The sequence below is a fragment of the Micromonospora sp. NPDC048040 genome (genome assembly GCF_055587185.1).
Genome location: NZ_JBVJGT010000025.1, coordinates 14,007 through 39,410, shown reverse-complemented (window position 1 = coordinate 39,410; position 25,404 = coordinate 14,007). Strand labels below are relative to the sequence as shown.

Genomic DNA, 25,404 nt, shown 5'->3' with positions numbered 1-25,404 from the left:
ATGGCGGTCAGCAGCATCCCGGCCCGGGCCGGTGACCCGACGGCCCCCCGACCGGCCCGGGCCCCGCGCCGCCCGCGCGGCGAGGGCCAGTGGGCACTCGGTCACCGCGAGCCGCTCAACGCCAACGAGCGGATCAAGAAGGACGACGACCCGCTGAACGTGCGGGCCCGGATCGAGAACATCTACGCCCACCACGGGTTCGCCTCGATCGATCCGCAGGATCTGCGCGGCCGGTTCCGTTGGTGGGGCCTCTACACCCAGCGCAAGGCGGGCATCGACGGCGGCCGGACGGCCGTGCTGGAGCCGCACGAGCTGGAGGACGAGTTCTTCATGCTCCGGGTCCGGGTGGACGGGGGCGAGCTCAGCCTGGCGCAGCTGCGGGTGGTCGCGGAGATCTCCCGCGAGTTCGCCCGGGACACCGCCGACATCACCGACCGGCAGAACATCCAGTACCACTGGATCCGGGTCGAGGACGTGCCGGAGATCTGGCGTCGGCTGGAGTCCGTCGGCCTGCAGACCACCGAGGCGTGCGGCGACTGCCCCCGGGTCGTGCTGGGCAGCCCGGTGGCCGGCGTGGCGCGCGACGAGCTGGTCGACCCGACGCCGGCGGTCGACGAGATCGTCCGCCGGTACGTCGGCGACAAGGAGTTCTCCAACCTGCCGCGCAAGTTCAAGACCTCCATCTCCTGGCTGGTCGACACGCCCTACGAGGCGAACGACATCGCGTTCCTCGGCGTGGACCACCCGGACCACGGCCCGGGCTTCGACGTCTGGGTGGGCGGCGGGCTGTCCACGAACCCGATGCTGGCCCAGCGGCTCGGCGTCTGGGTGCCGCTGGCCGAGGTGCCGGACGTCTGGGCCGGCGTGGTCGGCATCTTCCGCGACTACGGCTACCGCCGGCTGCGCAACCGGGCACGGCTGAAGTTCCTCGTCGCCGACTGGGGCGTGCCGAAGTTCCGCGAGGTGCTGGAGAAGGAGTACCTGGGCCGCGCCCTGCTCGACGGGCCGGCCCCGCGGCTGCCCGACAGGCCGGTGGACCACATCGGCGTGCACCCGCAGCGTGACGGGCGCAACTACGTCGGCGCCGCCCCGGTGGTCGGGCGGGTCTCCGGCGGGCAGCTCGCCCGGCTGGCCGACGTCGTCGAGACGCACGGCAGCGACCGGGTGCGGCTCACCCCGTACCAGAAGCTGCTGGTGCTGGACGTGGCGCCGGAGCGGACCGACTCGCTGGTGCGGGCGCTGCGGGGGATCGGCCTGGAGGCGCAGCCGTCGGCCTGGCGGCGCGGCACCATGGCGTGCACCGGCATCGAGTATTGCAAGCTGGCCATCGTCGAGACCAAGGCCCGGGGCGAGGAGCTGGTGGCCCGGCTGGAGGAGCGGCTGCGCGACTTCGACGCCGACATCTCCATCCACCTCAACGGCTGCCCCAACGCCTGCGCCCGCACGCAGGTCGCCGACATCGGCCTGAAGGGCCAGCTGGTGGTCGGCCCGGACGGTCGCCAGGTGGAGGGCTTCCAGGTCCACCTCGGCGGCGGGCTCGGCATGGCCGAGGGGCAGACCGCCGGCTTCGGCCGCAAGCTGCGCGGCCTGAAGACCACCGCCGAGGAGCTTCCGGAGTACGTGGAACGCCTCGCCCGGCGCTACCTGGCCGGGCGGGAAGCCGGCGAGACGTTCGCCAACTGGGTGATCAGGGTCGACGAGGAGGAACTCCGATGAGCGAGACCCGTTCCGCGCCGCTGTACTGCCCCTACTGCGGCGAGGAGGACCTGCGGCCGAGCGAGGCCGGCCACGGCGCCTGGGAGTGCCACGCCTGCGCCCGGGTGTTCTCGGTGAGGTTCACCGGCCTGCTCGGCCGGGCGGTGGCCCGGTGAGCGGGGGCACGGGCGACCCGTCGGGCCTCGTCTCCGCGGCGGGCCTGGGCCTGGTCGGCGTCGGCGGCCCGAAGCCGGCCGACCCGGCGCGTCGCGCCCCGGACGAGCTGCGCGCGCTGGCCGAGGAGGCCGGGCGGGAGTTGGAGGGCGCGCCCGCGCTGGAGATCGCCCGCTGGGCGACCGCGACCTTCGGCGACCGGTTCTGCGTCACCAGTTCGATGGCCGACGCCGTGCTGGCCCACCTGGTCTCCCGGGTCGCCCCCGGGGTGGACGTGGTCTTCCTCGACACCGGTCTGCACTTCCCCGAGACGCTGAAGGTCCGCGACGAGGTGGCCAGGACGCTGCCGGTGAACGTCCGGTCGATCCGGCCGCGGCTGACCGTCGGCCAGCAGGACGGCGAGTACGGCCCCCGGCTGTTCAACAAGTCCCCCGACGACTGCTGCCAGCTCCGTAAGGTCGAGCCGCTGGAGCGGGCGCTGGCCGGGTACGACGCCTGGGCCGCCGGGCTGCGCCGGGACGAGTCGCCGACCCGGGCGAACACGCCGGTGGTGACCTTCGACGCCCGCCGGGGCAAGGTCAAGGTCAACCCGATCGCGGCCTGGAGGCAGGCGGACGTGGACGCCTACGTCGCCCGCTGGAACGTGCCGGTGAACGAGCTGTTCCGGCAGGGCTACGGCTCGATCGGCTGCTGGCCCTGCACCCGCCGCACGAAGGCGGGGGAGGATCCGCGGGCCGGCCGGTGGGCCATGTTCGAGAAGACCGAGTGCGGCCTGCACGTCTGACCGGGCCGGGCCCGGCCGCTCCCGCACCGGGGGCGCCCGGGCCGTGGGGGGCGGCCGACCCCGTGGTCCTGGTCGCCCACGGCAGCCGGGATCCGCGGGCCGCCGAGGCGACCCTGGCGCTGGCCCGGGCGGTGTCGACGGCCCGGCCCGGCACGCCGGTGCTGGCGAGCTGGCTGGACCACACCGCGCCGGGACCGGCCGCGGTGCTGCGGGACCTGGCCGGCGCCGGGCATCCCCGGGCGGTGCTGGTGCCGCTGCTGCTCACCGCCGCGTACCACCGGCGGGTGGACATCCCGGCGGCGGTGGCGGCGGCCCGCGCGGCGGGGCCGCCGATCGCGGTGCGGGTGACCGCCGTGCTCGGCCCCGCCGACGGCGAGGTCGACGGCGGGCTGCTGGCCGGCCTGCGCCGGCGGTTGGGCGAGGCGGAGCCGGGGCGGTTCGACGGGCTGGTGCTCGCCGCCGCGGGCACGAGGGACGCCCGGGCGCGCGGTTCGGTGGGGCGGGTGGCCGCCGCGCTGCGCGCCGGTTTCGGGGTGCCCACCCGGGTGTCGTACGCCTCGGCCGCCCCGCCGGCCGTCGAGGCGGCGGTGGCCCGGCTACGTGCCCGGGGCGCCCGGCGGGTGGCGGTGTCGGCCTACTTCCTGGCTCCCGGCCTCTTCCACGACGCCGTGGCCGGGGCGGCGCGGGACGCCGGCGCGGTGGCGGTGTCCGCCCCGCTGACCGACGCCCCGGAGCTGGCCGACCTGGTCCTGCGGCGCGTCGACGCCGCCGCCGGGGTGGCCGGGGTCACGGCCCGCCCGTGATCGGAATGGCGCCCCGGTGGGTACGTGAGCGGGGTGCGGACAGCGAGACGCCCCGGCGGGCGGACCCGGCCGGGGCGTGCAGCTGTGGTGCGTGGGATCAGGCGGAGTGAGCGCGCAGCACCCGGAGGCCACCGCGGCGCTTCACGGCGCGCCGCTCCTCCTCGCTCATCCCGCCCCAGACGCCAGCGTCCTGACCGGACTCCAGCGCCCACTGCAGGCACTGGTCGGTCACGGAGCAGCGCCGGCAGACGGCCTTGGCCTGCTCGACCTGCAGGAGAGCCGGTCCGGACGTCCCGATCGGGAAGAACAGCTCCGGGTCCTCGTCGCGGCAGACAGCATGGTGACGCCAGTCCATGGCGGCAACACTCCTCATTCTGGGTGGGTGGCAGATATTGCTTTGGTGCTTTTCCTATATGCATCCGCAGCGCCGACGGTGACGGTTCGCGTCCGCTTATTCGGCAGTGCGTGAGCAGGCTGTTGTTGGCCCCGCGGACCTGCTGGAACAGCTCAACCTGCCGAGCATATCCAGGCAATGTCCCGGTAACTCAAGTTCGCTTGTGAATACTTTCACGAACGCTCGGGATGTCAAGGGTGGCGCTCGGAAAAACTCCAGGCGGTGAGCAAGCCCACAACCCATTTGTCCGGATTCCGGCGTCTTCCCGGTTACCCGGCGTACCACAGCCGAGGATCAATATAGTACAGTCCGCGTGACATTGCTGACATTTCCGGCACCTGCCTCTCGGTGTGGCGGCCGCTCCGGTCGGTGCGGTCGTCGCCGCGTCGACCTACGGCAGTACCCGAGACCTAGCAGATTACTCTCAGTGCGGCGGGAATGGATGTGAATCTGACTTTCTCCCGCTCGCCGAGGTAGTCGCCGTCGAGCTGGAACGCCTGCGGGCGGGCCGAGAGCAGGGTGAACTCCGCGACGTCGTGCAGCCGCAGCACTTGGCGACCGTGCGGGTCGGGCGTCCGGGCGAAGAACTGCGTCACCGTCCGTGTCGTGCTGGCGACCCGGAGCTGCCGCAACGCCAGCACGTCCAGGCCCAGGTCGAACGACGCCTCCGGGTTCGGGTTGACCTCCCGGTCGCCCAGGTACGTCCACGGCGCGGTGTTCTGGATGATGACCGTGGCCAGCTCGCCCTCCGCCGGCTCGCCCGGCCGCTCCAGGCTGATCGCCGGATGCCGTCGGTCGGAGTTGAGGAAGTACTGGGCGACCGTGGCGCGGAAGTAGAGCGCGGGGGTGGAGACCCGACCCCGCCGGCGGGCCTGCTCCACCCGGTGGATGACCGCCGCGTCGACGCCGAAGCCCGCGCAGAAGGTGAAGTAGCGGTCGTCGGCGCGGCCGAGCCCGATGGTCCGGTACCGGCCCAGCCGCAGGCCCTCCAGGATCATGCTGGCCCCGTCTGGCCAGTCCCGGGGCAGGCCGAGCGCCCGGGCGAAGACGTTGGTCGAGCCTCCGGGCACGGTCGCCAGGGCGGGCAGCCGCTCGGCCGGCGAGGCGGCACCCGGCATGGTCGGCGGCTCGGCCGTCATCAGGCCGTTGACCACCTCGTTGACCGTGCCGTCGCCACCGAGCGTGACGACGACGTCCACGCCCTCCTGGGCCGCCTCCCGGGCGAGGTCGGTCGCGTGCCCGCGCCGGCGGGTGTAGCGCACGGAGAGGTCGACTTCGCTGCGCAGCGCCCGGACCAGCACGTCCCGGCTGCGCTCGCTCGTGGTGGTGGCCTTCGGGTTGACCACCAGGACGGCCCGCATGGGCGGCACTGTACCGCGCGGTAGCCCGGGTATCGTGGCGCGCGTGACCATCGACTCGGACCCGATTCCCGTCACCCTCCGCTGGGCGGTCCGGCTGCTGCGGGGCGAGGCGGTCGCCGTGGGGCTGGTTGCCGCGTGGCTGGTCTGGGCCGATCTCACCGCCACCACCACCGACCTCACCTCGGCGTTGCTGGTGACCGCGTTCGCGCTCGGTGCGGCGGCGGCGCTCTGGGCGCTCGGCGGCGCGCTGGCCCGGCGCCGGGCGGGCGCCCGCGCCCCGGCGATCGTGCTCCAGCTCATGCTGCTGCCGGTGGGGTGGTTCATGGTCCAGGGCGGGGTGGCCTGGCTCGGCGTACCGCTGATGGCGCTCGGTCTCGGCGTCACCGCGCTGCTGGTGAGCACCCCGACCACGCGGGCCCTCGGCTTCGAGTGACGCCCCGAGGGCGCCGGAGCGCCCGGCGGCGCACCGCCGGGGGCGGTCGGCTCAGTACCCGGAGGCGCGCCGGGTGAGCAGCGAGATGGTGGCCCGGCCGTCGGCGGCGCTCGCGGACGCCGACGTGGTGAGCGCGGTGAGCACCTTCCAGGCGAACGACGACTCCGCCGGCAGCGTGGCGCCCCGGACGGTCGGCACCGTCACCTCGACGGTGAGCGCGTCGTCGGTGACCGCGAAGCGGCAGTCGAGTTCGGCGTCGCGGGTGGCGATGGCGAGCAGCATGGCGCACGCCTCGTCCACGGCGATGCGCAGGTCCTCGATCTCGTCGAGGGCGAACTGGAGCCGCGCCGCGAGCCCGGCGGTGGCGGTACGCAACACCCCGAGGTAGCCCCCGTCCGCGGGCACGGTGAGGTGCACGACGTCGTCGTCGGTCGTCGGCTGCCCGGTCAGTTGAGTCACCACTCATCCCCCCGGTCGGGGACTCTACCCGCTCGGTCGCCCGGACGTGTGGGGGCCGCCACGTGCCTGCGCGGCCAGGCCGGCCAGGGCGTCCCCGCTGAGCCGGTAGGGGACCCACTCGGACATCTGCCGCGCGCCGATCGAGGCGTAGAAGCCGGCGGCCGGGTTCCAGTCGATCATCCACCACTCCAGCCGCTGGTAGCCCCGCTCCACGCAGATCGCGGCGAGGGTCGCCAGCAGCAGCCGCCCCGCGCCGGTGCCCCGGGCGGCCGGGCGGACGTAGAGGTCCTCCAGGTAGATGCCGTGCACCCCGGCCCAGGTGGAGAAGTTGAGGAACCACAGTGCGAAGCCCACCGGCTCGTCGTCGGCGTCGACGGCCACGTGCCCGTAGAGCGCCGGGGCCGGGCTACGACTGCTCCAGCTCGGCGCGTCTGACGCCGCGCCGAGACCTGGAGCAGTCGCGAACAGGGCGGCGGTGAGCTGTTCCTCCGTGAGGTGGCACTCGTCGGCGGCGCGTTCGTACGCCGCCAGCTCGTGCACCATGGCGACGACGGCCGGCACGTCCCCGGGACGTGCCGGCCGGATCGTCGGTGGACCGGCGAGGCTCACGCCTTCTTGGTCTCCCAGAAGATCTTGGAGATCTCGTCGATCTTCTGCAGCAGCTCGTCGGCCTTGGCCGGGTCGGTGCCGCCCTTCGCGCCGGCGGCGCCGGCCAGCTTGGTGGCCTCGTTGAACAGCTGGTGCAGGTGCGGGTACTTCTCGAAGTGGGCCGGCTTGAAGTAGTCGGTCCAGAGCACCCACAGGTGGTGCTTCACCAGCTCGGCGCGCTGCTCCTTGATCAGGATGGCGCGGGTGCGGAACTCCGGGTCGGTGTTGGCCTGGTACTTCTCGCAGATCGCCTTCACCGACTCGGCCTCGATCCGGGCCTGGGCCGGGTCGTAGACGCCGCAGGGCAGGTCGCAGTGGGCGCTGGCGGTCACGCGGGGCGTAAGGATGCGTGGAAGTCGCATCAGGATCCTCCATGGGAAGTTTGCGATGATCCAACACGACATTACTCCTGGACGCGTGCCGAGAGGCCGGGTGGAGGTGAAACCGATGGGGGCGGCTCACCCGGCAGGGGCACCCCGACTGCGGTGGCCGCTGACCGCCGTGCTGGTGACCGGTCCGTCCATGTCGCCCACGCTGCGGCACGGCGACGCGGTGCTGGTCCGCCCCGGCGGGCGGGCCGTCCGTCCCGGCGACGTCGTGGTCGCGGTGTTCCGCAGCCGCCCCGAGCTGCTTGTGGTCAAGCGCGCGGTCCGCGCCGAGGACGGCGGCTGGTGGCTGGCCGGCGACAACGACCTCGTCACCGACGACTCCCGGGCGTACGGGGTGGCCGACGTGCGGGGCCGGGTGGTGGCGCGCTACTGGCCCCGCCCCGGACGGGTGCGTCGGCGTCGGTTATGACCCCGCTCACATCGGTGTGACGGGGGCGACACTATGCTCGGGGCGTGCCCGGGTGACCCCCGCACCGCGTGTCGCCGCTGGGCGCCTCACCTCGCGCCCGCGCCGGCCGCTCCGTCTGCTCGACAGATCCTGGAGTCACCATGTCATCGTCCATCGTGGACCCCGCTGATCCCGTTTTCCGGCTGCACCGGGGCGGCAAGATGGCCGTCGCCTCGACCGTCCCGCTGACCAGCCGGGAGGACCTCTCCCTCGCGTACACCCCGGGGGTGGCCCGGGTCTGCGAGGCGATCGCCGCCGACCCGGGCGTCGCCGACGACTACACCTGGGCCGCGCACACCGTGGCCGTCGTCACCGACGGCTCGGCCGTACTCGGGCTGGGCAACATCGGCCCGCGCGCGGCGCTGCCGGTGATGGAGGGCAAGGCGGTGCTGTTCAAGCAGTTCGCCGGCGTCGACGCCGTGCCGGTCTGCCTGGACACGCAGGACGTGGACGAGATCGTCGCGGTGGTGCGGGCGCTGGCGCCGTCGTTCGGCGGGATCAACCTGGAGGACATCAGCGCCCCGCGCTGCTTCGAGGTGGAGCGCCGGCTCGACGAGGCCCTGGACATCCCGGTCTTCCACGACGACCAGCACGGCACCGCGATCGTCGTGCTCGCCGCGCTGCGCAACGCCGCCACGTTGCTCAACCGCAAGCTCGGCGACCTGCGGGTGGCGGTCAGCGGCGCCGGCGCCGCCGGGGTGGCGGTGACGAAGATGCTGGTCGCCGGCGGCGTGGACCCGGACCAGGTGGTGGTCTGCGACTCCAAGGGCATCATCGGCCGGCACCGGGCCGGGCTGACCGGCACGAAGGCCGAGCTGGCCGCGATGACGAACGCCGACGGCCGCGAGGGCGACATCGCCGAGGCGCTGCGCGGCGCGGACGTGCTGATCGGCGTCTCCGGCGGGCAGATCCCGGAGCAGGCGGTGGCCGGCATGGCGGCGGGGGGCATCGTCTTCGCGCTGGCCAACCCGACGCCCGAGGTGCACCCCGAGGTGGCCGCCCGGCACGTGGCCGTCGTCGCCACCGGCCGCAGCGACTACCCGAACCAGATCAACAACGTGCTGGCGTTCCCGGGCGTGTTCCGGGGCGCGCTGGACGCCCGGGCCACCCGCATCACCGACGGCATGAAGGTGGCCGCCGCCGACGCCATCGCGGGCGTCGTGGCCGAGTCGCTCACCGCCGAGGCGATCGTCCCGTCCCCGCTCGACCCCAGGGTCGCCCCCGCGGTCGCCGAGGCGGTCGCCGAGGCCGCCCGCCGCGACGGCGTCACCCGCTGAACGCGGAGGGGCCCTTCCCTGTTCGCCCGGGCGACACGGAAGGGCCCCTCCGCACCCCTCGGACCCGGGAGGAAGCCTTCTTGTCGGCCGCTCGGCTTGTTACCGTGCCGATCATGCGTGCCGCCTTCGCCTCCCGCCTCGACGACGCCAACCCGCTCGCCGCGCTCACCGTCGGCGAGCAGCCCGAGCCCACCCACCCGGCCGACGACTGGGTGACCGTGCAGGTGCGGGCCAGCTCCCTCAACCACCACGACCTCTGGTCGCTGCGCGGCGTGGGGCTGCGCGCGGAGCAACTGCCGATGATCCTCGGCTGCGACGCCGTCGGCGTGGACCCGGACGGCAACGAGGTCGTCGTCTACCCGGTGGTCGCCACCCCGGGCGACCCGCGCGGCGTCTCCATCCTCTCCGAGCACTTCCCCGGCACGCTGGCCGAGCGGGTCGCCGTGCCCCGGTCCAACCTGGTGCCGCTGCCGGCGGGCCTGGCGGCGACGGACGCGGCCTGCCTGCCGACCGCCTGGCTGACCGCGTGGCGGATGCTGACCACCGTGGGCCGGGTCGACGACGCCGACGCCGTGCTGGTCCAGGGCGCCGGGGGCGGCGTGGCGACCGCGGCCGTCGCGCTCGCCGCGGCGATGGGCAAGCGGGTGTACGCGACCAGCCGCGACGCCGCCAAGCGGGAGCGGATCGCCGAGGTGGGCGCCACCGCCGTCGAGCCCGGCACGCGGCTGCCCGAGCGGGTCGACGTGGTGATCGAGACGGTCGGGGCGGCCACCTTCGACCACTCGCTGAAGTCCGCCGCGCCGATGGCCCGGATCGTGGTCTCCGGCGCGACCGCCGGGCACGAGCCGAAGGTCAACCTCCGCCGGGTCTTCGCCATGCAGCTGGAGATCCTGGGCACCTCGATGGGCACCCCCGACGAGCTGTCCGCCCTGCTCGCGTTCTGCGCCGAGCGGGGGGTGCGCCCGGTGGTGGACACGGTCGTCCCGTTCAGCCGGGTCGCCGACGCCTTCGCCCGCCTGCACTCCGGCGACGTCTTCGGCAAGGTCGTCGTCGACCACACCGCCTGACGGCCCCCGGCGGCCACGCCCGCCCGCCACACGGCGAGCGGGCGCGGTCGCTCAGAGGCGGTTGTCGAGGGTGGCGATGTCGTGGCGGGCGGCGTCGGTGGGGATGCGGCGCTTGGCGGCCTCGTCGCCGTAGAGGGACCAGCGCAGGAACTCGACCGTGGTGTCCGAGACCACCCGCAGGGCGTCGCCGTCGCTGAGCAGGGCCCGGCCGTGGTCGCCCTTCGGCAGGCTCAGCATGGCCTTCGGCCAGGGCACCTTGTCGTAGGCGGCCTTGCCGGCGGCGTACTCGACCACCTCGTCGGCCTCGCCGTGCACGAAGAGCTGCGGCGCGGCGGCGCCCGCGAAGGCGGTGCCGACACCGAGCGCGGTGCCGGCGAAGACCACGCCGGCGTCCAGCCGCTCGTCGCGGCCGGCGGTGAAGAGGCCGATCGTGGTCACCCCGCCGGCCGAGTGCCCGGCCGCGGCCACCCGGTCGGTGGCCAGCCGGCCGCGCAGCGGGTCGCCGCTGCGGCCGTCGAGGGCGAGCACCTGGGTGAGCGCGTACGACACGTCGGCGGGCTGGTTGAGCACGTCGAGCACGTTGCCGTCGCCGCCCCGCGCGGTGTGCGGGAAGGTCGGGGCGGCCACCACGAACCCGGCCGCCGCCCAGCGGGTCAGCAGCGTCTCGTAGTCGGCCGGCCGCCCGTTCAGGCCGTGGCTGAACATGACGACGGGAAACCTCCCCCGGGCCGCCGCCGCCGAGCGCTCCGGCTCCCCGCCGGCCTTTCCGGCCGCCGGGTACCAGACGGTCACCGGCAGCGGCCGGTCCCCGTCGCGGTTCAGCTCGAGCTGTCGTACGCCGACGGCGAACGCCTTCTCGGGGGCGGTGCCGGCGGGCACCAGCGGCGCCGGGGTGCTCGCCTTCGGCGACTCGACGGGAGCGGCCGGGCGGGCGACCGGACCGGCGTCGGCGGAGCAGCCGACCAGACCGGCGGCGAGCAGTGCCGTGGCGAGCAGGGCGGGGGTGGCGCGACGCGACATGGCTCCGATTGTGCCTCGCCGCGCCACCCGCCCCACCCGGGATCGACGCAGCGCACCGGCCGCGTGACCGGCTCGTGCCGGCTCGTCCCACTCGGGTGCCGGACGCGCGACCGAACCAGGTGGAGCGGCACGTCGTGGCACCGAACGACCGGACCGCGCCGCGGCGCGCCGCCGCCGGTTGCTCGGCCGCCGAGGCGTGCCCGCTCGCCCGGTTCGCCGGTCGCCCGGGCGTCAACCGGTCATGGGCGGGGCATCGGCGACGGCGGCGCGGAGGCGCGCCAGATCGGCGGCGTCCTTGGGGCGGCGGGGGCGCCCCGGCATCCAGACGGGAAACATCTCCTTGAACTCGATCTGGGCGGCCACCGAGATCACCGGGACGGCCAGCGGGCCGATCCGGCCGGGCGGACCGGTCAGCATGCCGTCGGGCAGCGGGGTGCCCGCCCACTGACCGGCGCCCACCACCACCCGGCCGGCCGCGTCCCGCGCCAGGTACGCGACGCTCACCTCGACGTCGTCGCGGACCAGGTCGAGCTGCAGGTGGACGGGCATCCTCGGGTCTGGCCGCCAGCCGTGCGCCCGCAGCAGACCGGCCAGCCGCTCCGCGTCGGCACGCCAGCAGTACCAGTCGACGTCGACGTGCGGCCGGGTCACCTCGCCCAGGTGGAAGTCCATCGCCCAGCCGCCCCGCAGCCACACCTCGACGCCGGCCGCCGACGCCAGCCCGGCCAGCTCGGCGATGCCGTCGAGTTGTCGCCCCGTCAGACCGTCCACGGCGGCACCGTAGCCCGGCGGCCTTCGCCGCACCAGAGCGTCACCCGTACCGGGGTGGCCGGTGCGGCGGTCAGCGGGCGGAGCGGGTCTCGAACGCCGTCACGCCCGGAAGGCGGGCGCCGCCGGGCAGGCGCCGGCCGGCGTCCGGGTCGCCGTAGAGGCTCCAGCGGAGAAAGTCCGTGGTGGTGGCGAGGACCTGGTCGAAGCCGGGCCGCCCCGGGGTCAGGTACTCGCCGTGGCCCTGACCGAGCAGGCTCAGGAAGGCGGCCGGGCCGGTCGTGCGGTCGTACGCTGCCCGGCCGACCGACGCCGGCACGATCGGGTCGGCCGTGCCGTGCACGAACAGCAGCGGCGCCGCCGGGCCGGCGAAACTGCCCGCCATGCCGCCGCCGGCGATCACGATGCCGGCCCGCAGCCGCCCCGACCGTCCGGAGGTGAACATCCCCGCCGTGGTGAAGCCGCCCGCCGAGTGGCCGGCGGCGGCGAACCGGGTGACGTCGAGGTGCCCGGCGAGCGGGTCACCGCGCCGGGCGTCGAGCCGCACCAGGTGCCGGACGAGCCGCCAGCCGTCGGCCGGCTGGTGGCGTACGTCGGCGCGGCTGAACCGGGGCGTCCCGCGCCGGGTGTGCGGGTAGGCGGGGGCGGCCACCACGAAGCCGGCGGCGGCCCAGCGCGTGGTCAGCCCGGCGTGCAGCTCGGGGAGGCTGTGCAGCCCGTGGCTGTAGACCACCACCGGGAACCGGCCCGCCGCCACCGCGTCCCCGTCCGCCGGGTACCAGACGGTCACCGGGAGCGGCCGAGCCGAGGTGGGGTCGACGGTGAACGTCCGCACCCCGACGGCGTACGTCGTCTCAGGGGCCGGACGGGCCGGCGGCGTGCCGCTCCCGGGCGCGGCGGTGGCCGGCGCGCAGCCCGCCAGCAGCGCCGTCATCAGCACGGCGACCAGCCGCTTCACCCCCACCGTTCCACGGTAGGTGCCGGGTCGTCCGGACCGTCCCCACCGTCCGGCCGGACACTCCCGTCGGCCGGGCGGATCCCGTCCACCGGCCGGCCCGACCTGGGTCGGGCGGCGCGTGACGGACCACGGGGCGGTAGCGACTTGGCTAGGGTCACCGGCATGCCTGAGAACCACACCGACCCGAGCGGCAACACCGCGGCGTTCCGCGCCTTCGCCAACACCGCCGAGCCCGAGGCGCCGGCCGGCGCCTCCCGCACGCCGCTGCTCGTCGGCGCCGGGGCGGTCGCGGTCGTGCTGGTCGCCCTCCTCGCCTGGCTCGCCCTGAGCTGACGCCCGGGCCCGGGTCAGCCGGCGGCGCCGACCACGGCCCGCGTCTGGAGGGCGATCTCGCGCTCCTCGTCGGTGCCCACGACGCAGACCGTCACCTCGGTGCCCTCGGGTGAGATGACCCGGTCGCCGCTGCCGGCGTTGCGCTCCGGGTCCACCGCGATGCCGAGCCGGTCCAGGCCGGCCAGCGCGGCGGCGCGCACCGGCGCGGCGTGCTCGCCGACCCCGGCGGTGAAGGCGATCGCGTCCACCCGCCCGAGCAGCGCGTAGTACGCCCCGACGTAGCCGGTGATCCGCCGACAGTAGACGTCGAAGGCGAGCGTGGCCGCCGGATCGCCGTCCGCCCGGCGCCTGAGGACCTCGCGCATGTCGTTGGCGCCGGTCAGCCCGAGCAGGCCGCTGCGGTGGTTGAGCAGGTCGTCGATCTCGTCGACGGAGAGACCGCCCTCCCGGCGCAGGTGGAAGATGACGGTCGGGTCGAGGTCGCCGCTGCGGGTGCCCATCACCAGGCCCTCCAGCGGGGACATCCCCATCGAGGTGGCCACGCTCCGGCCGCCGGCGACCGCGCAGGCGCTGGCCCCGTTGCCCAGGTGCAGGGTGATCGTGTTCACCTCCGCGTACGGGCGGCCGAGCAGCTCGGCGGTGCGCCGGGACACGTACGCGTGCGAGGTGCCGTGGAACCCGTACCGCCGGATGCCGTACCGCTCGGCGGTGTCCCGCTCGACCGCGTAGGTCGCGGCGGCCTCGGGCAGCGTGGTGTGGAACGCGGTGTCGAAGACGGCGACCTGCGGCACGTCCGGCAGCGCGGCCAGGGCGACCTCGATGCCGGTCAGGTTGGCGGGGTTGTGCAGCGGCGCGAGCGGGATCAGGTCGCGGATCGCGGCGCGCACCGCGTCGTCGAGCAGGACGGGCTCGCCGAACCGCTTGCCGCCGTGGACCACCCGGTGCCCGACGGCGGCCAGCCCGGCCAGGTCGAGCCCGGCGAGAATCTCCCGGACGGCGGTCTCGTGGTCGGCCGGGCCGCCGCCCGGCTCGCCGACCCGCTCCACGGTGCCTTTGTCGAGCACCCGGTCGCCGTCGAAGAGCCGGTACTTCACCGACGACGATCCGCAGTTGAGCACGAGCACCCGGCTCACGGGTGCCTCCCTTCCGGCGGCGGGCGGGCCGACCTGGGCGCTCATGACGGCACTCCGCTTCGCTGCGTGCCGCCATGAGGCACCGTCGCACTGAGCCTGCTGATTCGCTCGCTTCGCTCGCTCATGACGACTCCTCGGCCGCGGCCTGGATGGCGGTGATCGCCACGGTGTTCACGATGTCCGGCACGGTGGCTCCCCGGGACAGGTCGTTCACCGGCCGGCGCAGGCCCTGCATCACCGGCCCGACGGCCACCGCCCCGGCGGAGCGCTGCACCGCCTTGTACGTGTTGTTGCCCGTGTTCAGGTCGGGGAAGACGAAGACCGTGGCCCGGCCGGCGACCGTGCTGCCGGGCAGCTTCGTCGCCGCGACCGCCGGGTCGATCGCCGCGTCGTACTGGATCGGCCCCTCGACCAGCAGGTCGGGGCGGCGCTCCCGGACCAGTTTCGTGGCCGCCACGACCTTCTCCACGTCGGCGCCCGCCCCAGAGCTGCCGGTGGAGTAGGAGAGCATGGCGACCCGCGGCTCGATGCCGAACCGGGCGGCGGTGTCCGCCGAGGAGATGGCGATGTCGGCGAGCTGGGCGGCGTCCGGGTCGGGGTTGACCGCGCAGTCGCCGTAGACCAGCACCCGGTCGGCCAGCAGCATGAAGAAGACGCTGGAGGCGACCGAGACCCCCGGCACCGTACGGATGATCTCGAAGGCCGGCCGGATCGTGGCGGCGGTGGTGTGGGTCGCCCCGGAGACCATCCCGTCGGCGTGCCCGGTCTGCACCATCAGGGTGCCGAAGTAGTTCGGCTGGGCGACGATGTCGTGCGCCAGCTCGGCGGTGACCCCCCGGTGGGCGCGCAGCTTCGCGTACTCGACGGCGAACTCGTCGCGCCACTCGCTGGTGACCGGGTCGACCACCCGCGCGCCGGTGATGTCGATGCCCAGCTCGCGGGTCCGCCGCACGACGTCGTCGGGGCGCCCGAGCAGGGTGATGTCGGCGACGCCCCGGCGCAGCAGGATCTCCGTCGCCCGCAGGATCCGCTCCTCCGCCCCCTCGGGCAGCACGAGGTGCCGGCGCCGGGCCCGGGCCCGGTCGATCAGGTCGTTCTCGAACATCAGCGGGGTGACCCGCCCGGAGCGGCTGACCCGCAGCCGGCGGGCCAGGTCGTCGGTGTCCACGCAGCGCTCGAACGCGCCGAGCGCGGCCTCCACCTTGCGCGGGTTGGCCGCGCTGGGGCGGCCCTCGATCCGGCTGGACGCGGCCACCGTGTCGTAGCTGTCGCTGGGCACGGAGAGCACCGCGAGCCCGGTGCTCAGCCCCTCCACCAGCCGCATCGCGCGCGGGTCCGGCTGCTCGCCGAGGGTGAGCACCACCCCGGCGACCGAGACCTGCCCGGCCACGTGCGCCGCGCTCGCCGCCACCAGCAGGTCCGCCCGGTCCCCGGGGGTGATCACCAGGGCACCCTCGGTCAGGTGGTCCAGCAGCGTCGGCACGTGTGCCGCGCCGACCACGTAGTCGAGCACGTCGCGGCCGAGCGCGTCGTCGTCCCCGGCCAGCAGCGTGGCGCCGAGCGCCGCCGCCACCTCGGCCACCGTCGGCGCCGACACGGTCGGCACCTCCGGGATGGCGTACGCGGGGACCGGCAGGTCCGGCAGCGCCATCGGGCCGGGCACCCGGTTGGCGACGACCGCCAGCACCGTCGCCCCGAGGTCCTCCAGATCGTGGTACGCCCCGCGCGCCGCCGCCGCGATCGCCGCCGGCTCCTGCCCGAAGCCGTCGACCACGGGCACCACCACGCTGCCGAACTCGGTGGCCAGCCGGGCGTTGAAGGCCAACTCGCGGGGCCCGGCGCCGTCGCCGCCGTCGGCGAAGTCGCTGCCCACCACGACCACCGCCGGGCAGCGCCGCTCGACCTCCCGGTAGCGCGTGACGATGCCGGCGATCAGTTCCTCCCGCCGCCCGTCGGCGACCAGCGCGGTGGCCTCGGCGTACGTGGTGCCGCTCAGGTCGGCCAGCGGCAACCCGATCCGGTACCGGTCGCTGAGCAGGGCGAGGATCGGGTCGGGGCCGTGCCCGCCGACCAGCGGCCGGAACGCGCCGATCCGCTCGACCTGCCGGGACAACAGCTCCGCCAGCCCGAGCGCGACGGTCGACTTGCCCCCGCCGGATCCCACGCTGGTCAGGTACACACTCCGGGCCACGCACCCACCCTAGAAGATCGCGTAACCGTCCGCCCGGGACCTTAGCCCCACCCGCCCGGGCCGTTGATCATGATGTTGCTGTCGCCCGCCTCGGCGTGTCGCGACAACAACTTCATGATCAACGCAATGGTGAACGGTCGGGTTAGTCGTCGTCCTCGTCGTCGAGGCGGGCGAGCCAGGTGGCGAAGCGCTCGATCGGGGTCTCGAACTCGGGGTTCAGGTCGACGAAGTCGCGGAGGCGCTCGCCGAGCCACTCGACGCTGACGGACTCCTCGCCTCGCCGCTGCACCAGTTCCTCGATCCCACGGTCCGTGAAGTACATGCTGTGCGTTCCTCGCTCGTCGGTCTGCTGTGGATGGGCGTTCGGGTCGTCCCGGGACGGAGGCCGGCCGGAGCCGCCACGGGCGGCCGGGACGCCGACGGGGCAGAGACCGTCAGCGCGACGGTCCCTGCCCCGGTTGTCGGTGCGGTGCTCAGGTCACGGGCGGGGGAGAGCCGCCTCGATCAGCGCGGTCTGCTCGACGTCGTGCATCTTCGCCGAGCCGACGGCCGGGGCGGCCGCGGCCGGGCGGGAGATGCGGCGCAGCCGGACGTCGGCCAGGTGCTCCAGCAGGTTGAGCGCGACGAACGACCAGGCGCCCTGGTTGGCCGGCTCCTCCTGCACCCAGGCGTAGTCCTCGGCGTTCGGGTACGCCGCCAGCGCGGCCCGGATCTCCTCCACCGGCATCGGGTAGAGCTGCTCCAGCCGGATGATCGCGGTGTCGGTGATGCCGCGCTCCTGCCGGGCCTGGAACAGGTCGTAGTAGACCTTGCCCGAGCAGAGCAGCACCCGCTTCACCGCCTCCGGCGCCGGGGCGCCCGGGTCGCGCAGCACCGGCTGGAAGGTGCCGGTGGTGAACTCCTCGACGGAGGAGACGCAGAGCTTGTGCCGCAGCAGCGACTTCGGCGTGAACACCACCAGCGGCTTGCGCTTCGGCGAGAGCGCCTGGCGTCGCAGCAGGTGGAAGTAGTTCGCCGGGGTGGTCGGGATGGCCACCCGCATGTTGTCCTCGGCGCACATCTGCAGGAACCGCTCCGGGCGGCCGGAGGTGTGGTCCGGGCCCTGGCCCTCGTGGCCGTGCGGCAGCAGCAGGGTGACCGCGGAGCGCTGGCCCCACTTCACCTCGCCGGAGGAGACGAACTCGTCGATCACCGACTGGGCGCCGTTGACGAAGTCGCCGAACTGCGCCTCCCAGCAGACCAGCGCGTTGATGTTCTCCACCGAGTAGCCGTACTCGAAGCCCATCGCCGCGTACTCGCTGAGCAGGGAGTCGTGCACGAAGAACCGGGACCGCTCGCCGTCGCCGGTCAGCGACTGCAGGGGCAGGTGGTCCTCGCCGGTCTCGGCGTCGACCACGGCGGCGTGCCGCTGCACGAAGGTGCCCCGGCGGGAGTCCTGACCGGCGAGCCGGACGGTGACCCCGTCGTGCAGCAGCGAGCCGAACGCGATGATCTCGCCGAAGCCCCAGTCGATGTTGCCCTCGACGGACATCTTGGCCCGCCGGTCGAGCAGCTGCTGGATCCGCTTGTGCGGGGTGAAGCCCTCCGGCAGGTTGACGTGCGCCTCGCCGATGGCCTTGACGACGCCGGCGTCGGTGGCGGTCTCCACCTGCGGCTCCGGCTCGTCCTCCCGCTTGGGGCGGCTGAGCTGGCGCGGCATGGTGGCCGCGTCGCGGGTGGCCTTGAAGACCCGCTCCAGCTGCGACTGGTAGTCGCGCAGCAGCTCCTCCGCATCCTCCACGGTGATGTCGCCGCGCCCGATCAGCTCCTCGGTGTAGAGCTTCCGGACGGACCGCTTCGAGTCGATGATCTTGTACATCTGCGGGTTGGACATCGACGGGTCGTCGCCCTCGTTGTGCCCGCGCCGGCGGTAGCAGACCATGTCGATGACGACGTCCTTGTTGAACGCCTGCCGGTACTCGAAGGCCAGCCGGGCGACCCGGACCACGGCCTCGGGGTCGTCGCCGTTGACGTGGAAGATCGGCGCCTGGATCATCCGGGCGACGTCGGTGCTGTAGAGGCTGGAGCGGCTGTACTCCGGGGCGGTGGTGAAGCCGACCTGGTTGTTGACCACCACGTGCACGGTGCCGCCGGTGCGGTAGCCGCGCAGCTGGGAGAGGTTGAGCGTCTCCGCCACCACGCCCTGGCCGGCGAAGGCGGCGTCGCCGTGCACCGCGAGCGGCAGCACGGTGTAGCCCTCCAGCTTGAGGTCTATCCGGTCCTGCTTGGCCCGGACGATGCCCTCCAGCACCGGGTCGACGGCCTCCAGGTGCGACGGGTTCGCCACCACCGAGACCTTGACCGCGTGGTCGCCGTCCGGCGTGGTGAACTTGCCGTTCTGACCCAGGTGGTACTTCACGTCGCCGGAGCCCTGCGTGGAGCGCGGGTCCAGGTGCCCCTCGAACTCCGAGAAGATCTTCTCGTACGGCTTGCCGACGATGTTCGCCAGCACGTTGAGCCGGCCGCGGTGGGCCATGCCGATGACGACCTCGTCCAGCCCGCCCTCGGCGGACGCCTCCAGCACCTCGCCGAGCAGCGGGATCAGCGACTCGCCGCCCTCCAGCGAGAAGCGCTTCTGCCCGACGTACTTGGTCTGCAGGAAGGTCTCGAACGCCTCGGCGGCGTTGAGCCGGTTGAGCACGTGCTTCTGCTCGTCCGGGGACGGCTTCTCGTACTTGCGCTCGATCCGCTCCTGGATCCAGCGCCGCTCCTCCGGGTCCTGGATGTGCATGTACTCGATGCCGACCCGGCGGCAGTACGAGTCGCGCAGCACGCCGAGGATGTCGCGCAGCTTCATCCGCTGCTTGCCGGCGAAGCCGTTGACCGGGAACTCGCGGTCCAGGTCCCACAGGGTCAGCCCGTGCTGGAGGACGTCCAGGTCCGGGTGCTTGCGGATCTTGAACTCGAGCGGGTCGGTGTCGGCCATCAGGTGCCCGCGCACCCGGTAGGCGTGGATCAGCTCGTGCACCCGGGCGGTCTTGTTGATCTGACCCTCGCTGTTGACCGCGACGTCGCGCATCCAGCGCACCGGCTCGTAGGGGATCCGCAGCGAGGTGAAGATCTGGTCGTAGAAGCCGTGCTCGCCCAGCAGCAGCTCGTGCATGACCTTGAGGAACTCGCCGGACTGCGCGCCCTGGATGATCCGGTGGTCGTACGTGCTGGTCAGGGTGATGACCTTGCTGACCGCCAGCTCGGCCAGGGTGGCCTCGGACATGCCCTGGTAGGGGGCCGGGTACTCCATCGCGCCGACGCCGATGATCGCGCTCTGCCCCTGCATGAGCCGCGGCATCGAGTGCACGGTGCCGATGCCGCCGGGGTTGGTCAGCGAGATCGTGGTGCCGGAGTAGTCCTCCATGGTCAGCTCGTTGCGGCGGGCGCGCCGGACCACGTCCTCGTACGCCTGCCAGAACTGCCGGAAGTCCATCTGCTCGCAGGCCTTGATGGACGGGACCACCAGGTTGCGGCTGCCGTCCGGCTTGACCAGGTCGATCGCGATGCCCAGGTTGACGTGCTCGGGCCGGACCATGACCGGCTTGCCGTCGACCTCGGCGAAGGAGTTGTTCATCTCCGGGTGGGCGACCAGCGCCCGGACCATCGCGTACCCGATGAGGTGGGTGAAGCTGACCTTGCCGCCGCGCCCACGGGTGAGGTGGTTGTTGATCACGATGCGGTTGTCGACCAGCAGCTTGGCCGGGACGGCGCGCACGCTGGTGGCGGTCGGCACGGCGAGCGAGGCGTCCATGTTCTGGACGATCTTCGCCGCCACGCCGCGCAGCGGCGTGGTCTGCGGGCCGGTGGCGGTCGGCTTGGTCGGCGCGGGCTTGGCCGGGGCGGCCTTCGCGGGCGCGGGCTTGGCCGGGGCGGCCTTGGCGGCCGGCTTCTCCGGCTTGGCCTCCGGCTTCTTCTCCGCCGGCTTGGCGGCGGCCGGCTGCGCGACCGAGGTGGCCGCCTCCTGCTGTCCGGCGGGCTCCGGCCCGGCGGCCGGCTTCGGGGCCTGCTGTTCAGCGCGGGGCGTGCCGGCGCCGGGCGCCGGACGGTAGTCCGCGAAGAAGTCGTGCCAGGCCGAATCGACGCTGGTGGGGTCGGCGAGGTAGCGCTGGTACATCTCCTCGACGATCCACTCGTTCGGACCGAAACCCGCCAGTGGGTTCTCCTGCGAAGTCTGCTGGGTCGACACGGCCGGTAATCGCCTCTTTCACGCGGGTTTGTGTGTCACGCGGTGTCCCCGTGCCGCCCTGTCTGCGAGCGCCCACGAGACGGCTCCAAGGCTACGCCGTGCGGATGCCGCAGGCATTTCCGCCTCCGCCGCGTGGTCCGTTTCACAGAAGATGCCAGAAGTTGGCCAAACGCTGCGTGTTCCGCCGACTGCTGGTAGGGCCCGTCGTGTCGCCGACCCCCGGTACGACGGGGGCGGGGGTGGTGCCCCGCACCACCCCCGCCCCTTCGTCGTCCGAACCCGTCAGGAGATGTCGCGACGGCGGGTGATCGCGACGCCGACCACCCCGCTGACCACCGCGTAGCCGATCAGCACGAGCGCGCCGACCCACCACTCGGGGGTGAAGTCCGTCTGGCCCTCGCTGACCATGACGGTCGAGGCGACGGCCGGCCAGATCACCTGCCACTTGGCCACGGCCTGGTTCTCCAGCACGTTCGCCAGCAGCATGAACAGCAGCCCCACCACCTGCGTGCCGACCAGGTAGAGCACCGCCGCGGTGATCACCGCGCCGAGCTGGTTGGTGATCAGCGTGCCGATCCCCACGCCGAGCACCGTCCAGATCGCGTACGCCAGCAGGTTGAGCAGCAGCGCCCGCTGCACGGCCCACTCGTCGAGCAGGGTGCCGTAGTCGTTGATCGACAGGAAGACCGCCCCGGCGGCCAGGTCGATCACGGTGGTCACCAGCCAGAACCCGAAGCCCAGCAGGCTCGCCGCGACCAGCTTGCTGAGGATCACCGACGTGCGCCGCGGCGTGGACAGGAACGTCGTGGTCGCCGTCTGGTGGAAGAACTCGTTGGTGACCATCAGGATGCCGATCAGCATCACGAACATCAGGCCCAGGTACTGCCCGGAGGTGTAGAGGTTGGCGGCCTGCGCCGCCGCGGACGCCATGTCGCCGGTGACGCCCAGGCTCTCGCCCTTGCCGCTCAGCGTCTCGTCGGCGACCCAGGCGTTGAACGCGAACGCCAGCGCGATCGACAGGAACGCGCCGATGGCCAGCCACCACCACGTGCTGGTGGTGCGGATCTTGAGTAGCTCGGATCGGACGAGGTTCATCGGATGCCCGCCTTTCCGGCCGTCAGCTCCAGGAAGACCCGTTCCAGGTCGGGCCGTTCCGTGGTCAGTTCGTGTAGTTCGACGCCGGCGGCCAGGGCGACCCGGCCCACGGTCGGGGCGTCCACCCCGCCCACCAGCAGGGTGCCGTGCTCGTCGACGTCGACGGTGCCCGGGCCGTCCTTCAGCGCCACGGTCAGCGCGTCGGCCTGCGGGGTACGCACCCGCACCCGGACGCCCTGCGCCATCGACCCGATCACGTGCTCGACCGTGCCCTGCCGGACGAGCTGGCCGGCGGCGATGATCACCACGTCGTCGGCGAGCAGCTGCATCTCGGACAGCAGGTGGCTGGAGACCAGCACGGTGCGGCCCTCGTGCGCGAGGTTCTTGAGGAACCCGCGCATCCACCGGATGCCCTCCGGGTCCAGGCCGTTGGCCGGCTCGTCGAGGATCAGCACCCGGGGGTCGCCGAGCATCGCGGCGGCGATGCCGAGCCGCTGCTTCATGCCGAGCGAGTAGCCCTTGAACTTGCGGTTCGCCGCCGGCGTGAGCCCGACCAGCGCCAGCGCCTCGTCGGCCCGCTGCTTCGGCAGCCCCGCCGCCGCGCAGAGCACCCGCAGGTGGTTGATCCCGGTGCGGCCCTTGTGCGCGCTGGACGCCTCCAGCACCGCGCCGACGTGCCGCAGCGGGTCGGTCAGGTCGGCGTACCGGCGACCGCTGATGGTCGCCTGTCCGCCGGTCGGGGTGACCAGGTTCAGCAGCATGCGCAGGGTGGTGGTCTTGCCGGCACCGTTGGGGCCGAGGAACCCGGTCACCCGCCCCGGCTCGACCGTGAAGGACAGATTGTTCACGGCCCGGACGTTCTTGTACTGCTTCGTCAGGCCGGACACCACGATCTGACCGTCACTCGTGGGGCTTCGCTGCCCGTCAGTCATTGCTCTCCTTCGTGCGGGGGGCTTCGGGGTACGCCGTGACACAGCGTGGCGGGCGGGCGCAACGAGGTCAATCAGGCGCGCTCCGTAGATCCAACTCCGCCTCAGGCAGGAGGCCCTCCTCCCCAGGAACGACTACCCGCCGGCCGCCGCCACGGCGATCCAGGTCGCCCGGGCCCAGGCCAGGAGGGTGCCGTCGGGGGCGTACAGGCTGGTGTGCACGAGCGCCTTGCGGCCCTCGCCGCCGACCATCGCGCCGGTCACCACGCACTCGTCGCCCGGCTCGGGCAGCGCCGCGACCACCGCCGCGATGCGGCCGAGGACGTACGGCCGACCGGGCGCGATGACGGCCCAGCCGCCGGGGCAGTCCAGCGCCGCCCAGACCGTGGCGGGAGTGACAGACCCCGGCGCGCGGAACGGCGCGGCGGTCCGGCCGTCCGGCAGCCGGCCGGGGAAGATCCGCAGGCCGTCGAGGCGGTCCGGGCCGCAGACGTAGCAGCCCGGGAAGGGGTGGTCGACCAGTCCGGGGTACGCCGCCGACGCGGCCCGCGCAGCCGGCAGGTCCACCGGCGGCACGACCGCGCGGGGATCCTCCGTGGGGCGGACCTGGGCGACGACCAGGCCCTCCGGGTCGCGGACCTCCCCGTCGACGAGAGTGAGCAGGGTCTCCAGCGGGGGCGGGCGGCGCAGCGTCACCTCGACCGGACCGGGGGCGCCGGACGCGGCGGCGAAGACCCCGGCGCTCCAACCGCCGTTGCCCGAGCCCGGCGGACCGTTGTGGCGCGACTCGATGATCATCAGACACCTCCCGCGGCGCGGCGTCCGGCCCCGTCGCCGGCCCGCCCCCGGCAGCCTCGCACGCCCGCCGGCCGGCCCCGCCACGGGTCGCCGACCGCCGTTCACCTCATCGACACTCCTCACCCCAACGCCCGGCAACCCGGGCCGCCTACACAGGTGCCATGGCCGTTCTGCACGCCGCTGGCGCACCCCTGACGACCAGCGGATACACCCTGCTGATCGCCGACGACCCGAGCGAGGTCGCGGCCGCGCAACGCCTCCGTCACGAGGTGTTCGCCACCGAGTTCGGCGCCACCCTCCGCCCCGACGCCGCCGGGCGCGACGTCGACGAGTTCGACCCGTACTGCGACCACCTGATCGTCCGGCAGGAGAGCACGGGCGAGGTCGTCGGCACGTACCGGCTCCTCCCGCCGGGCCGCACCGACCGCCGGTACGCCGAGACCGAGTTCGACCTCGCGGCGCTCGACCCGCTCCGGGAGCGGTTGGTCGAGGCCGGCCGCTCCTGCGTGCACCCCGACCACCGCTCCGGCGCCGTGATCAACCTGATGTGGGCCGGCATCACCCGCTACCTGCACCTGCGGGGGTCGCGCTGGCTCGGCGGCTGCGCGTCGGTGCCGGTGGCCGACGGGGGCGGGGCCGTCGCCGCGGTGTGGGACGAGGTCCGGGCCCGGCACCTGGCCCCGCCGCCGCTGCGGGTGCGTCCACGCCGCCCCTGGTTCGCCGAGCCGGGCGCGACGACCGGGCCGGCCGACGGTCCGGCGGGGCGGGCCGTGCTGCCGCCGCTGCTGCGCGGGTACCTGCGCCTCGGCGCCTGGGTCTGCGGGGAACCCGCGTACGACCCGGACTTCGGGGTGGCCGACTTCTACGTGCTCTTCTCCCTGGACCGGATGAACCCCCGCTACCTGCGGCACTTCCTGGGCGGGGCCGAGCGGTGAGTGCGACACCGCTCTGGCTGCCCGCGTCGGGCTGCGGACCGGCCTGCCTCCCGGTCGCCGGCGCGGCGCCGGCCGCGCCGGCGGCCCGGCGGGCGGCCCGGCTGCTGGCCGTACTCGGGATGCTGCTGGCGGGCACGGTGCTGGCCGCGCTGCTGCCGGTACTGCCGGCGGGGGAGCGGGCCGTGGCCGTGCGCGGCTGGGCCCGGGGGACGCTGCGCGCCCTCGGCGTACGCCTGGTGGTGCGCGGCCGGGCGCCGCGGCGGCCGGCGCTGCTGGTGGCCAACCACGTCTCCTGGCTGGACGTGCTGGCGCTGCTGGCCGTCGCGCCGGCCCGGATGGTGGCCAAGCGGGAGGTGCGGTCCTGGCCGTTGGTCGGGCTGCTCGCGACCGCGGCCGGCACCGTCCTGGTCGACCGGGCCCGGCCGCGCGACCTGCCGGCGACGGTGGCCCGGGTCGCCGCCGTGCTGCGCGCCGGCCGCCCGGTGGCGGTCTTCCCGGAGGGTACGACGTGGTGCGGGGCCGCCGACGCGGTCGGCTGCCGCCCCGGCCGGGGGTTCCGCCCGGCCCTGTTCCAGGCGGCGATCGACGCCGGGGCGCCGGTGGTGCCGCTACGGATCGGCTACGCGTGCGCGGCGACCGGCGTGCCGACCACGGCCGCCGCCTTCGTCGGCGACGACAACCTGTTCCGCTCGCTGGGTCGGGTGCTCACCGCCCGCGACCTGGAGGTCCGGGTGACCGTCTCCGCCGCGCTGCACCCCGCGCGGGACGCCGACCGTCGACTGCTCGCCCGGACGGCCGAGTCGGCCGTGCACCTCGTGCCGCCGCCGGCAGGGTCGGCGGCCCCGGGCGCGTCGGCCCCCGCACCGGCGCTGTCCGTGCCGGTCCCCGCACCGGCGCTGTCCGTGCCGGCGCTGTCCGCGTCGGTCCCCGTGCCGGCATCGTTCCCGCCGGCCGCCGCGCCGGTGCCGTTCCCGCCGCTCGCCGCCTCGTCCGAGCCGGAGCCGTCCGCCGGGCCGGCCGGACCGGAGCGGAGGCTCGACCTGGCCGCCTGACCCGGACGGCGGGGACGTCCGCCGTCCGGCGGCACCGCTTGTCA

At 74.0% G+C, this 25,404-nt stretch carries 26 protein-coding genes; 11 read left to right on the top strand and 15 right to left on the bottom strand.

Going from position 1 to position 25,404, the window contains the following annotated elements; all coding sequences use genetic code 11:
- From ACZ6O2_RS22400 to ACZ6O2_RS22385, 4 genes are read left to right on the top strand one after another with little or no spacing between them, the layout of a single operon-like run.
- Entirely contained in the window at window positions 1–1,716 is a 1,716-nt protein-coding gene (locus ACZ6O2_RS22400) for a nitrite/sulfite reductase (RefSeq protein WP_466024141.1), read from the top strand.
- Entirely contained in the window at window positions 1,713–1,871 is a 159-nt protein-coding gene (locus ACZ6O2_RS22395; protein ID WP_350703763.1) for a hypothetical protein, read from the top strand. Before ACZ6O2_RS22400 ends, ACZ6O2_RS22395 begins: the two co-directional genes overlap by 4 nt.
- Window positions 1,868–2,653, top strand: a complete 786-nt coding sequence (locus ACZ6O2_RS22390; RefSeq protein ID WP_357462342.1) for a phosphoadenylyl-sulfate reductase — start codon at window positions 1,868–1,870, stop codon at window positions 2,651–2,653. The genes ACZ6O2_RS22395 and ACZ6O2_RS22390 overlap by 4 nt, the downstream gene beginning before the upstream one ends.
- Window positions 2,635–3,456, top strand: a complete 822-nt coding sequence (locus ACZ6O2_RS22385) for a sirohydrochlorin chelatase (protein ID WP_466024140.1) — start codon at window positions 2,635–2,637, stop codon at window positions 3,454–3,456. Before ACZ6O2_RS22390 ends, ACZ6O2_RS22385 begins: the two co-directional genes overlap by 19 nt.
- 97 nt (window positions 3,457–3,553) lie before the next feature.
- Here the strand turns inward: ACZ6O2_RS22385 and ACZ6O2_RS22380 are convergent, their stop codons facing one another.
- Window positions 3,554–3,811 carry a WhiB family transcriptional regulator gene (locus ACZ6O2_RS22380; RefSeq protein WP_007072794.1) on the bottom strand — a complete coding sequence of 86 codons (258 nt, stop codon included), beginning with the start codon at window positions 3,809–3,811 and terminating at the stop codon, window positions 3,554–3,556.
- 449 nt (window positions 3,812–4,260) lie between these two features.
- A complete protein-coding gene (locus ACZ6O2_RS22375) occupies window positions 4,261–5,211 on the bottom strand; it encodes a diacylglycerol/lipid kinase family protein (protein WP_466024139.1) in 951 nt (316 codons plus the stop codon).
- 43 nt (window positions 5,212–5,254) lie between these two features.
- On the opposite strand from ACZ6O2_RS22375, the gene ACZ6O2_RS22370 reads away from it, so the two are divergent.
- Window positions 5,255–5,644: a hypothetical protein gene (locus ACZ6O2_RS22370; RefSeq protein WP_350703757.1), complete on the top strand. Its 390-nt coding sequence runs from the start codon at window positions 5,255–5,257 to the stop codon at window positions 5,642–5,644.
- Window positions 5,645–5,695: 51 nt separating this feature from the next.
- On the opposite strand, the gene ACZ6O2_RS22365 is transcribed toward ACZ6O2_RS22370, so the two are convergent.
- From ACZ6O2_RS22365 to sodN, 3 genes are read right to left on the bottom strand one after another with little or no spacing between them, the layout of a single operon-like run.
- Window positions 5,696–6,103: an ATP-binding protein gene (locus ACZ6O2_RS22365; protein ID WP_350703755.1), complete on the bottom strand. Its 408-nt coding sequence runs from the start codon at window positions 6,101–6,103 to the stop codon at window positions 5,696–5,698.
- Between the two features lie 24 nt (window positions 6,104–6,127).
- A complete protein-coding gene (locus tag ACZ6O2_RS22360; RefSeq protein WP_466024138.1) occupies window positions 6,128–6,712 on the bottom strand; it encodes a GNAT family N-acetyltransferase in 585 nt (194 codons plus the stop codon).
- A complete protein-coding gene (sodN, locus tag ACZ6O2_RS22355; RefSeq protein ID WP_350703753.1) occupies window positions 6,709–7,113 on the bottom strand; it encodes a superoxide dismutase, Ni in 405 nt (134 codons plus the stop codon). Before sodN ends, ACZ6O2_RS22360 begins: the two co-directional genes overlap by 4 nt.
- Before the next feature lie 85 nt (window positions 7,114–7,198).
- Between sodN and ACZ6O2_RS22350 the strand changes: the two genes are divergently transcribed.
- The 3 genes from ACZ6O2_RS22350 to ACZ6O2_RS22340 all read left to right on the top strand — a co-directional run bounded on the left by ACZ6O2_RS22350 (window position 7,199) and on the right by ACZ6O2_RS22340 (window position 9,932).
- Window positions 7,199–7,549 (top strand): S24/S26 family peptidase, encoded by a 351-nt coding sequence (locus ACZ6O2_RS22350; RefSeq protein WP_393261207.1) that lies wholly within the window; start codon window positions 7,199–7,201, stop codon window positions 7,547–7,549.
- Window positions 7,550–7,689: 140 nt separating this feature from the next.
- A complete protein-coding gene (locus tag ACZ6O2_RS22345; RefSeq protein WP_466024137.1) occupies window positions 7,690–8,865 on the top strand; it encodes an NAD(P)-dependent malic enzyme in 1,176 nt (391 codons plus the stop codon).
- 104 nt (window positions 8,866–8,969) lie between these two features.
- Window positions 8,970–9,932, top strand: coding sequence for a zinc-binding dehydrogenase (locus tag ACZ6O2_RS22340; protein WP_466024136.1), 963 nt, complete (start codon window positions 8,970–8,972; stop codon window positions 9,930–9,932).
- A gap of 51 nt (window positions 9,933–9,983) precedes the next feature.
- Here ACZ6O2_RS22340 and ACZ6O2_RS22335 read toward each other — a convergent pair whose 3' ends face one another.
- The 3 genes from ACZ6O2_RS22335 to ACZ6O2_RS22325 form a co-directional block, all read right to left on the bottom strand.
- Window positions 9,984–10,952: an alpha/beta hydrolase family protein gene (locus ACZ6O2_RS22335; protein ID WP_363706629.1), complete on the bottom strand. Its 969-nt coding sequence runs from the start codon at window positions 10,950–10,952 to the stop codon at window positions 9,984–9,986.
- A gap of 231 nt (window positions 10,953–11,183) precedes the next feature.
- The gene (locus tag ACZ6O2_RS22330) at window positions 11,184–11,723 is read right to left on the bottom strand and encodes a nucleotidyltransferase domain-containing protein (RefSeq protein WP_466024135.1); all 540 of its coding nucleotides are present in this window, start codon (window positions 11,721–11,723) and stop codon (window positions 11,184–11,186) included.
- Window positions 11,724–11,793: 70 nt separating this feature from the next.
- Complete coding sequence (locus ACZ6O2_RS22325; protein ID WP_466024162.1) at window positions 11,794–12,654, bottom strand: alpha/beta hydrolase family protein; 861 nt, start codon at window positions 12,652–12,654, stop codon at window positions 11,794–11,796.
- 186 nt (window positions 12,655–12,840) lie between these two features.
- Here ACZ6O2_RS22325 and ACZ6O2_RS22320 point away from each other — a divergent pair, with 186 nt between their 5' ends.
- Complete coding sequence (locus ACZ6O2_RS22320) at window positions 12,841–13,011, top strand: hypothetical protein (RefSeq protein ID WP_350703739.1); 171 nt, start codon at window positions 12,841–12,843, stop codon at window positions 13,009–13,011.
- Window positions 13,012–13,025: 14 nt separating this feature from the next.
- Here ACZ6O2_RS22320 and ACZ6O2_RS22315 read toward each other — a convergent pair whose 3' ends face one another.
- The 7 genes from ACZ6O2_RS22315 to ACZ6O2_RS22285 form a co-directional block, all read right to left on the bottom strand.
- Complete coding sequence (locus ACZ6O2_RS22315) at window positions 13,026–14,144, bottom strand: acetate/propionate family kinase (protein ID WP_466024134.1); 1,119 nt, start codon at window positions 14,142–14,144, stop codon at window positions 13,026–13,028.
- Between the two features lie 121 nt (window positions 14,145–14,265).
- The gene (pta, locus tag ACZ6O2_RS22310) at window positions 14,266–16,335 is read right to left on the bottom strand and encodes a phosphate acetyltransferase (protein ID WP_466024133.1); all 2,070 of its coding nucleotides are present in this window, start codon (window positions 16,333–16,335) and stop codon (window positions 14,266–14,268) included.
- 142 nt (window positions 16,336–16,477) lie between these two features.
- Window positions 16,478–16,657: a DUF6104 family protein gene (locus ACZ6O2_RS22305; RefSeq protein WP_088982274.1), complete on the bottom strand. Its 180-nt coding sequence runs from the start codon at window positions 16,655–16,657 to the stop codon at window positions 16,478–16,480.
- A gap of 156 nt (window positions 16,658–16,813) precedes the next feature.
- Window positions 16,814–20,551 carry a multifunctional oxoglutarate decarboxylase/oxoglutarate dehydrogenase thiamine pyrophosphate-binding subunit/dihydrolipoyllysine-residue succinyltransferase subunit gene (locus tag ACZ6O2_RS22300; protein WP_466024132.1) on the bottom strand — a complete coding sequence of 1,246 codons (3,738 nt, stop codon included), beginning with the start codon at window positions 20,549–20,551 and terminating at the stop codon, window positions 16,814–16,816.
- A 282-nt stretch (window positions 20,552–20,833) separates the two neighbouring features.
- A complete protein-coding gene (locus ACZ6O2_RS22295) occupies window positions 20,834–21,646 on the bottom strand; it encodes an ABC transporter permease (RefSeq protein ID WP_350703731.1) in 813 nt (270 codons plus the stop codon).
- Entirely contained in the window at window positions 21,643–22,578 is a 936-nt protein-coding gene (locus tag ACZ6O2_RS22290; protein ID WP_350703729.1) for an ABC transporter ATP-binding protein, read from the bottom strand. The genes ACZ6O2_RS22295 and ACZ6O2_RS22290 overlap by 4 nt, the downstream gene beginning before the upstream one ends.
- A gap of 132 nt (window positions 22,579–22,710) precedes the next feature.
- Window positions 22,711–23,373, bottom strand: coding sequence for a hypothetical protein (locus ACZ6O2_RS22285; protein WP_350703727.1), 663 nt, complete (start codon window positions 23,371–23,373; stop codon window positions 22,711–22,713).
- 161 nt (window positions 23,374–23,534) lie between these two features.
- On the opposite strand from ACZ6O2_RS22285, the gene ACZ6O2_RS22280 reads away from it, so the two are divergent.
- Complete coding sequence (locus ACZ6O2_RS22280) at window positions 23,535–24,308, top strand: GNAT family N-acetyltransferase (protein WP_466024131.1); 774 nt, start codon at window positions 23,535–23,537, stop codon at window positions 24,306–24,308.
- The gene (locus ACZ6O2_RS22275; RefSeq protein ID WP_466024130.1) at window positions 24,305–25,360 is read left to right on the top strand and encodes a lysophospholipid acyltransferase family protein; all 1,056 of its coding nucleotides are present in this window, start codon (window positions 24,305–24,307) and stop codon (window positions 25,358–25,360) included. Before ACZ6O2_RS22280 ends, ACZ6O2_RS22275 begins: the two co-directional genes overlap by 4 nt.
- Window positions 25,361–25,404 lie beyond the last annotated feature (44 nt).

Excerpts from the sequence above, each read along its gene's own strand:
- ACZ6O2_RS22380 (WP_007072794.1), bottom strand. The coding sequence starts at position 3,811 with ATGGACTGGCGTCACCATGCTGTCTGCCGCGACGAGGACCCGGAGCTG.
- ACZ6O2_RS22285 (WP_350703727.1), bottom strand. The coding sequence starts at position 23,373 with ATGATCATCGAGTCGCGCCACAACGGTCCGCCGGGCTCGGGCAACGGC.
- ACZ6O2_RS22345 (WP_466024137.1), top strand. The coding sequence starts at position 7,690 with ATGTCATCGTCCATCGTGGACCCCGCTGATCCCGTTTTCCGGCTGCAC.
- ACZ6O2_RS22335 (WP_363706629.1), bottom strand. The coding sequence starts at position 10,952 with ATGTCGCGTCGCGCCACCCCCGCCCTGCTCGCCACGGCACTGCTCGCC.
- ACZ6O2_RS22280 (WP_466024131.1), top strand. The coding sequence starts at position 23,535 with ATGGCCGTTCTGCACGCCGCTGGCGCACCCCTGACGACCAGCGGATAC.
- ACZ6O2_RS22350 (WP_393261207.1), top strand. The coding sequence starts at position 7,199 with ATGGGGGCGGCTCACCCGGCAGGGGCACCCCGACTGCGGTGGCCGCTG.
- ACZ6O2_RS22290 (WP_350703729.1), bottom strand. The coding sequence starts at position 22,578 with ATGACTGACGGGCAGCGAAGCCCCACGAGTGACGGTCAGATCGTGGTG.
- ACZ6O2_RS22320 (WP_350703739.1), top strand. The coding sequence starts at position 12,841 with ATGCCTGAGAACCACACCGACCCGAGCGGCAACACCGCGGCGTTCCGC.
- ACZ6O2_RS22295 (WP_350703731.1), bottom strand. The coding sequence starts at position 21,646 with ATGAACCTCGTCCGATCCGAGCTACTCAAGATCCGCACCACCAGCACG.
- ACZ6O2_RS22325 (WP_466024162.1), bottom strand. The coding sequence starts at position 12,654 with ATGACGGCGCTGCTGGCGGGCTGCGCGCCGGCCACCGCCGCGCCCGGG.
- ACZ6O2_RS22375 (WP_466024139.1), bottom strand. The coding sequence starts at position 5,211 with ATGCGGGCCGTCCTGGTGGTCAACCCGAAGGCCACCACCACGAGCGAG.
- ACZ6O2_RS22400 (WP_466024141.1), top strand. The coding sequence starts at position 1 with ATGGCGGTCAGCAGCATCCCGGCCCGGGCCGGTGACCCGACGGCCCCC.
- ACZ6O2_RS22395 (WP_350703763.1), top strand. The coding sequence starts at position 1,713 with ATGAGCGAGACCCGTTCCGCGCCGCTGTACTGCCCCTACTGCGGCGAG.
- ACZ6O2_RS22305 (WP_088982274.1), bottom strand. The coding sequence starts at position 16,657 with ATGTACTTCACGGACCGTGGGATCGAGGAACTGGTGCAGCGGCGAGGC.
- sodN (WP_350703753.1), bottom strand. The coding sequence starts at position 7,113 with ATGCGACTTCCACGCATCCTTACGCCCCGCGTGACCGCCAGCGCCCAC.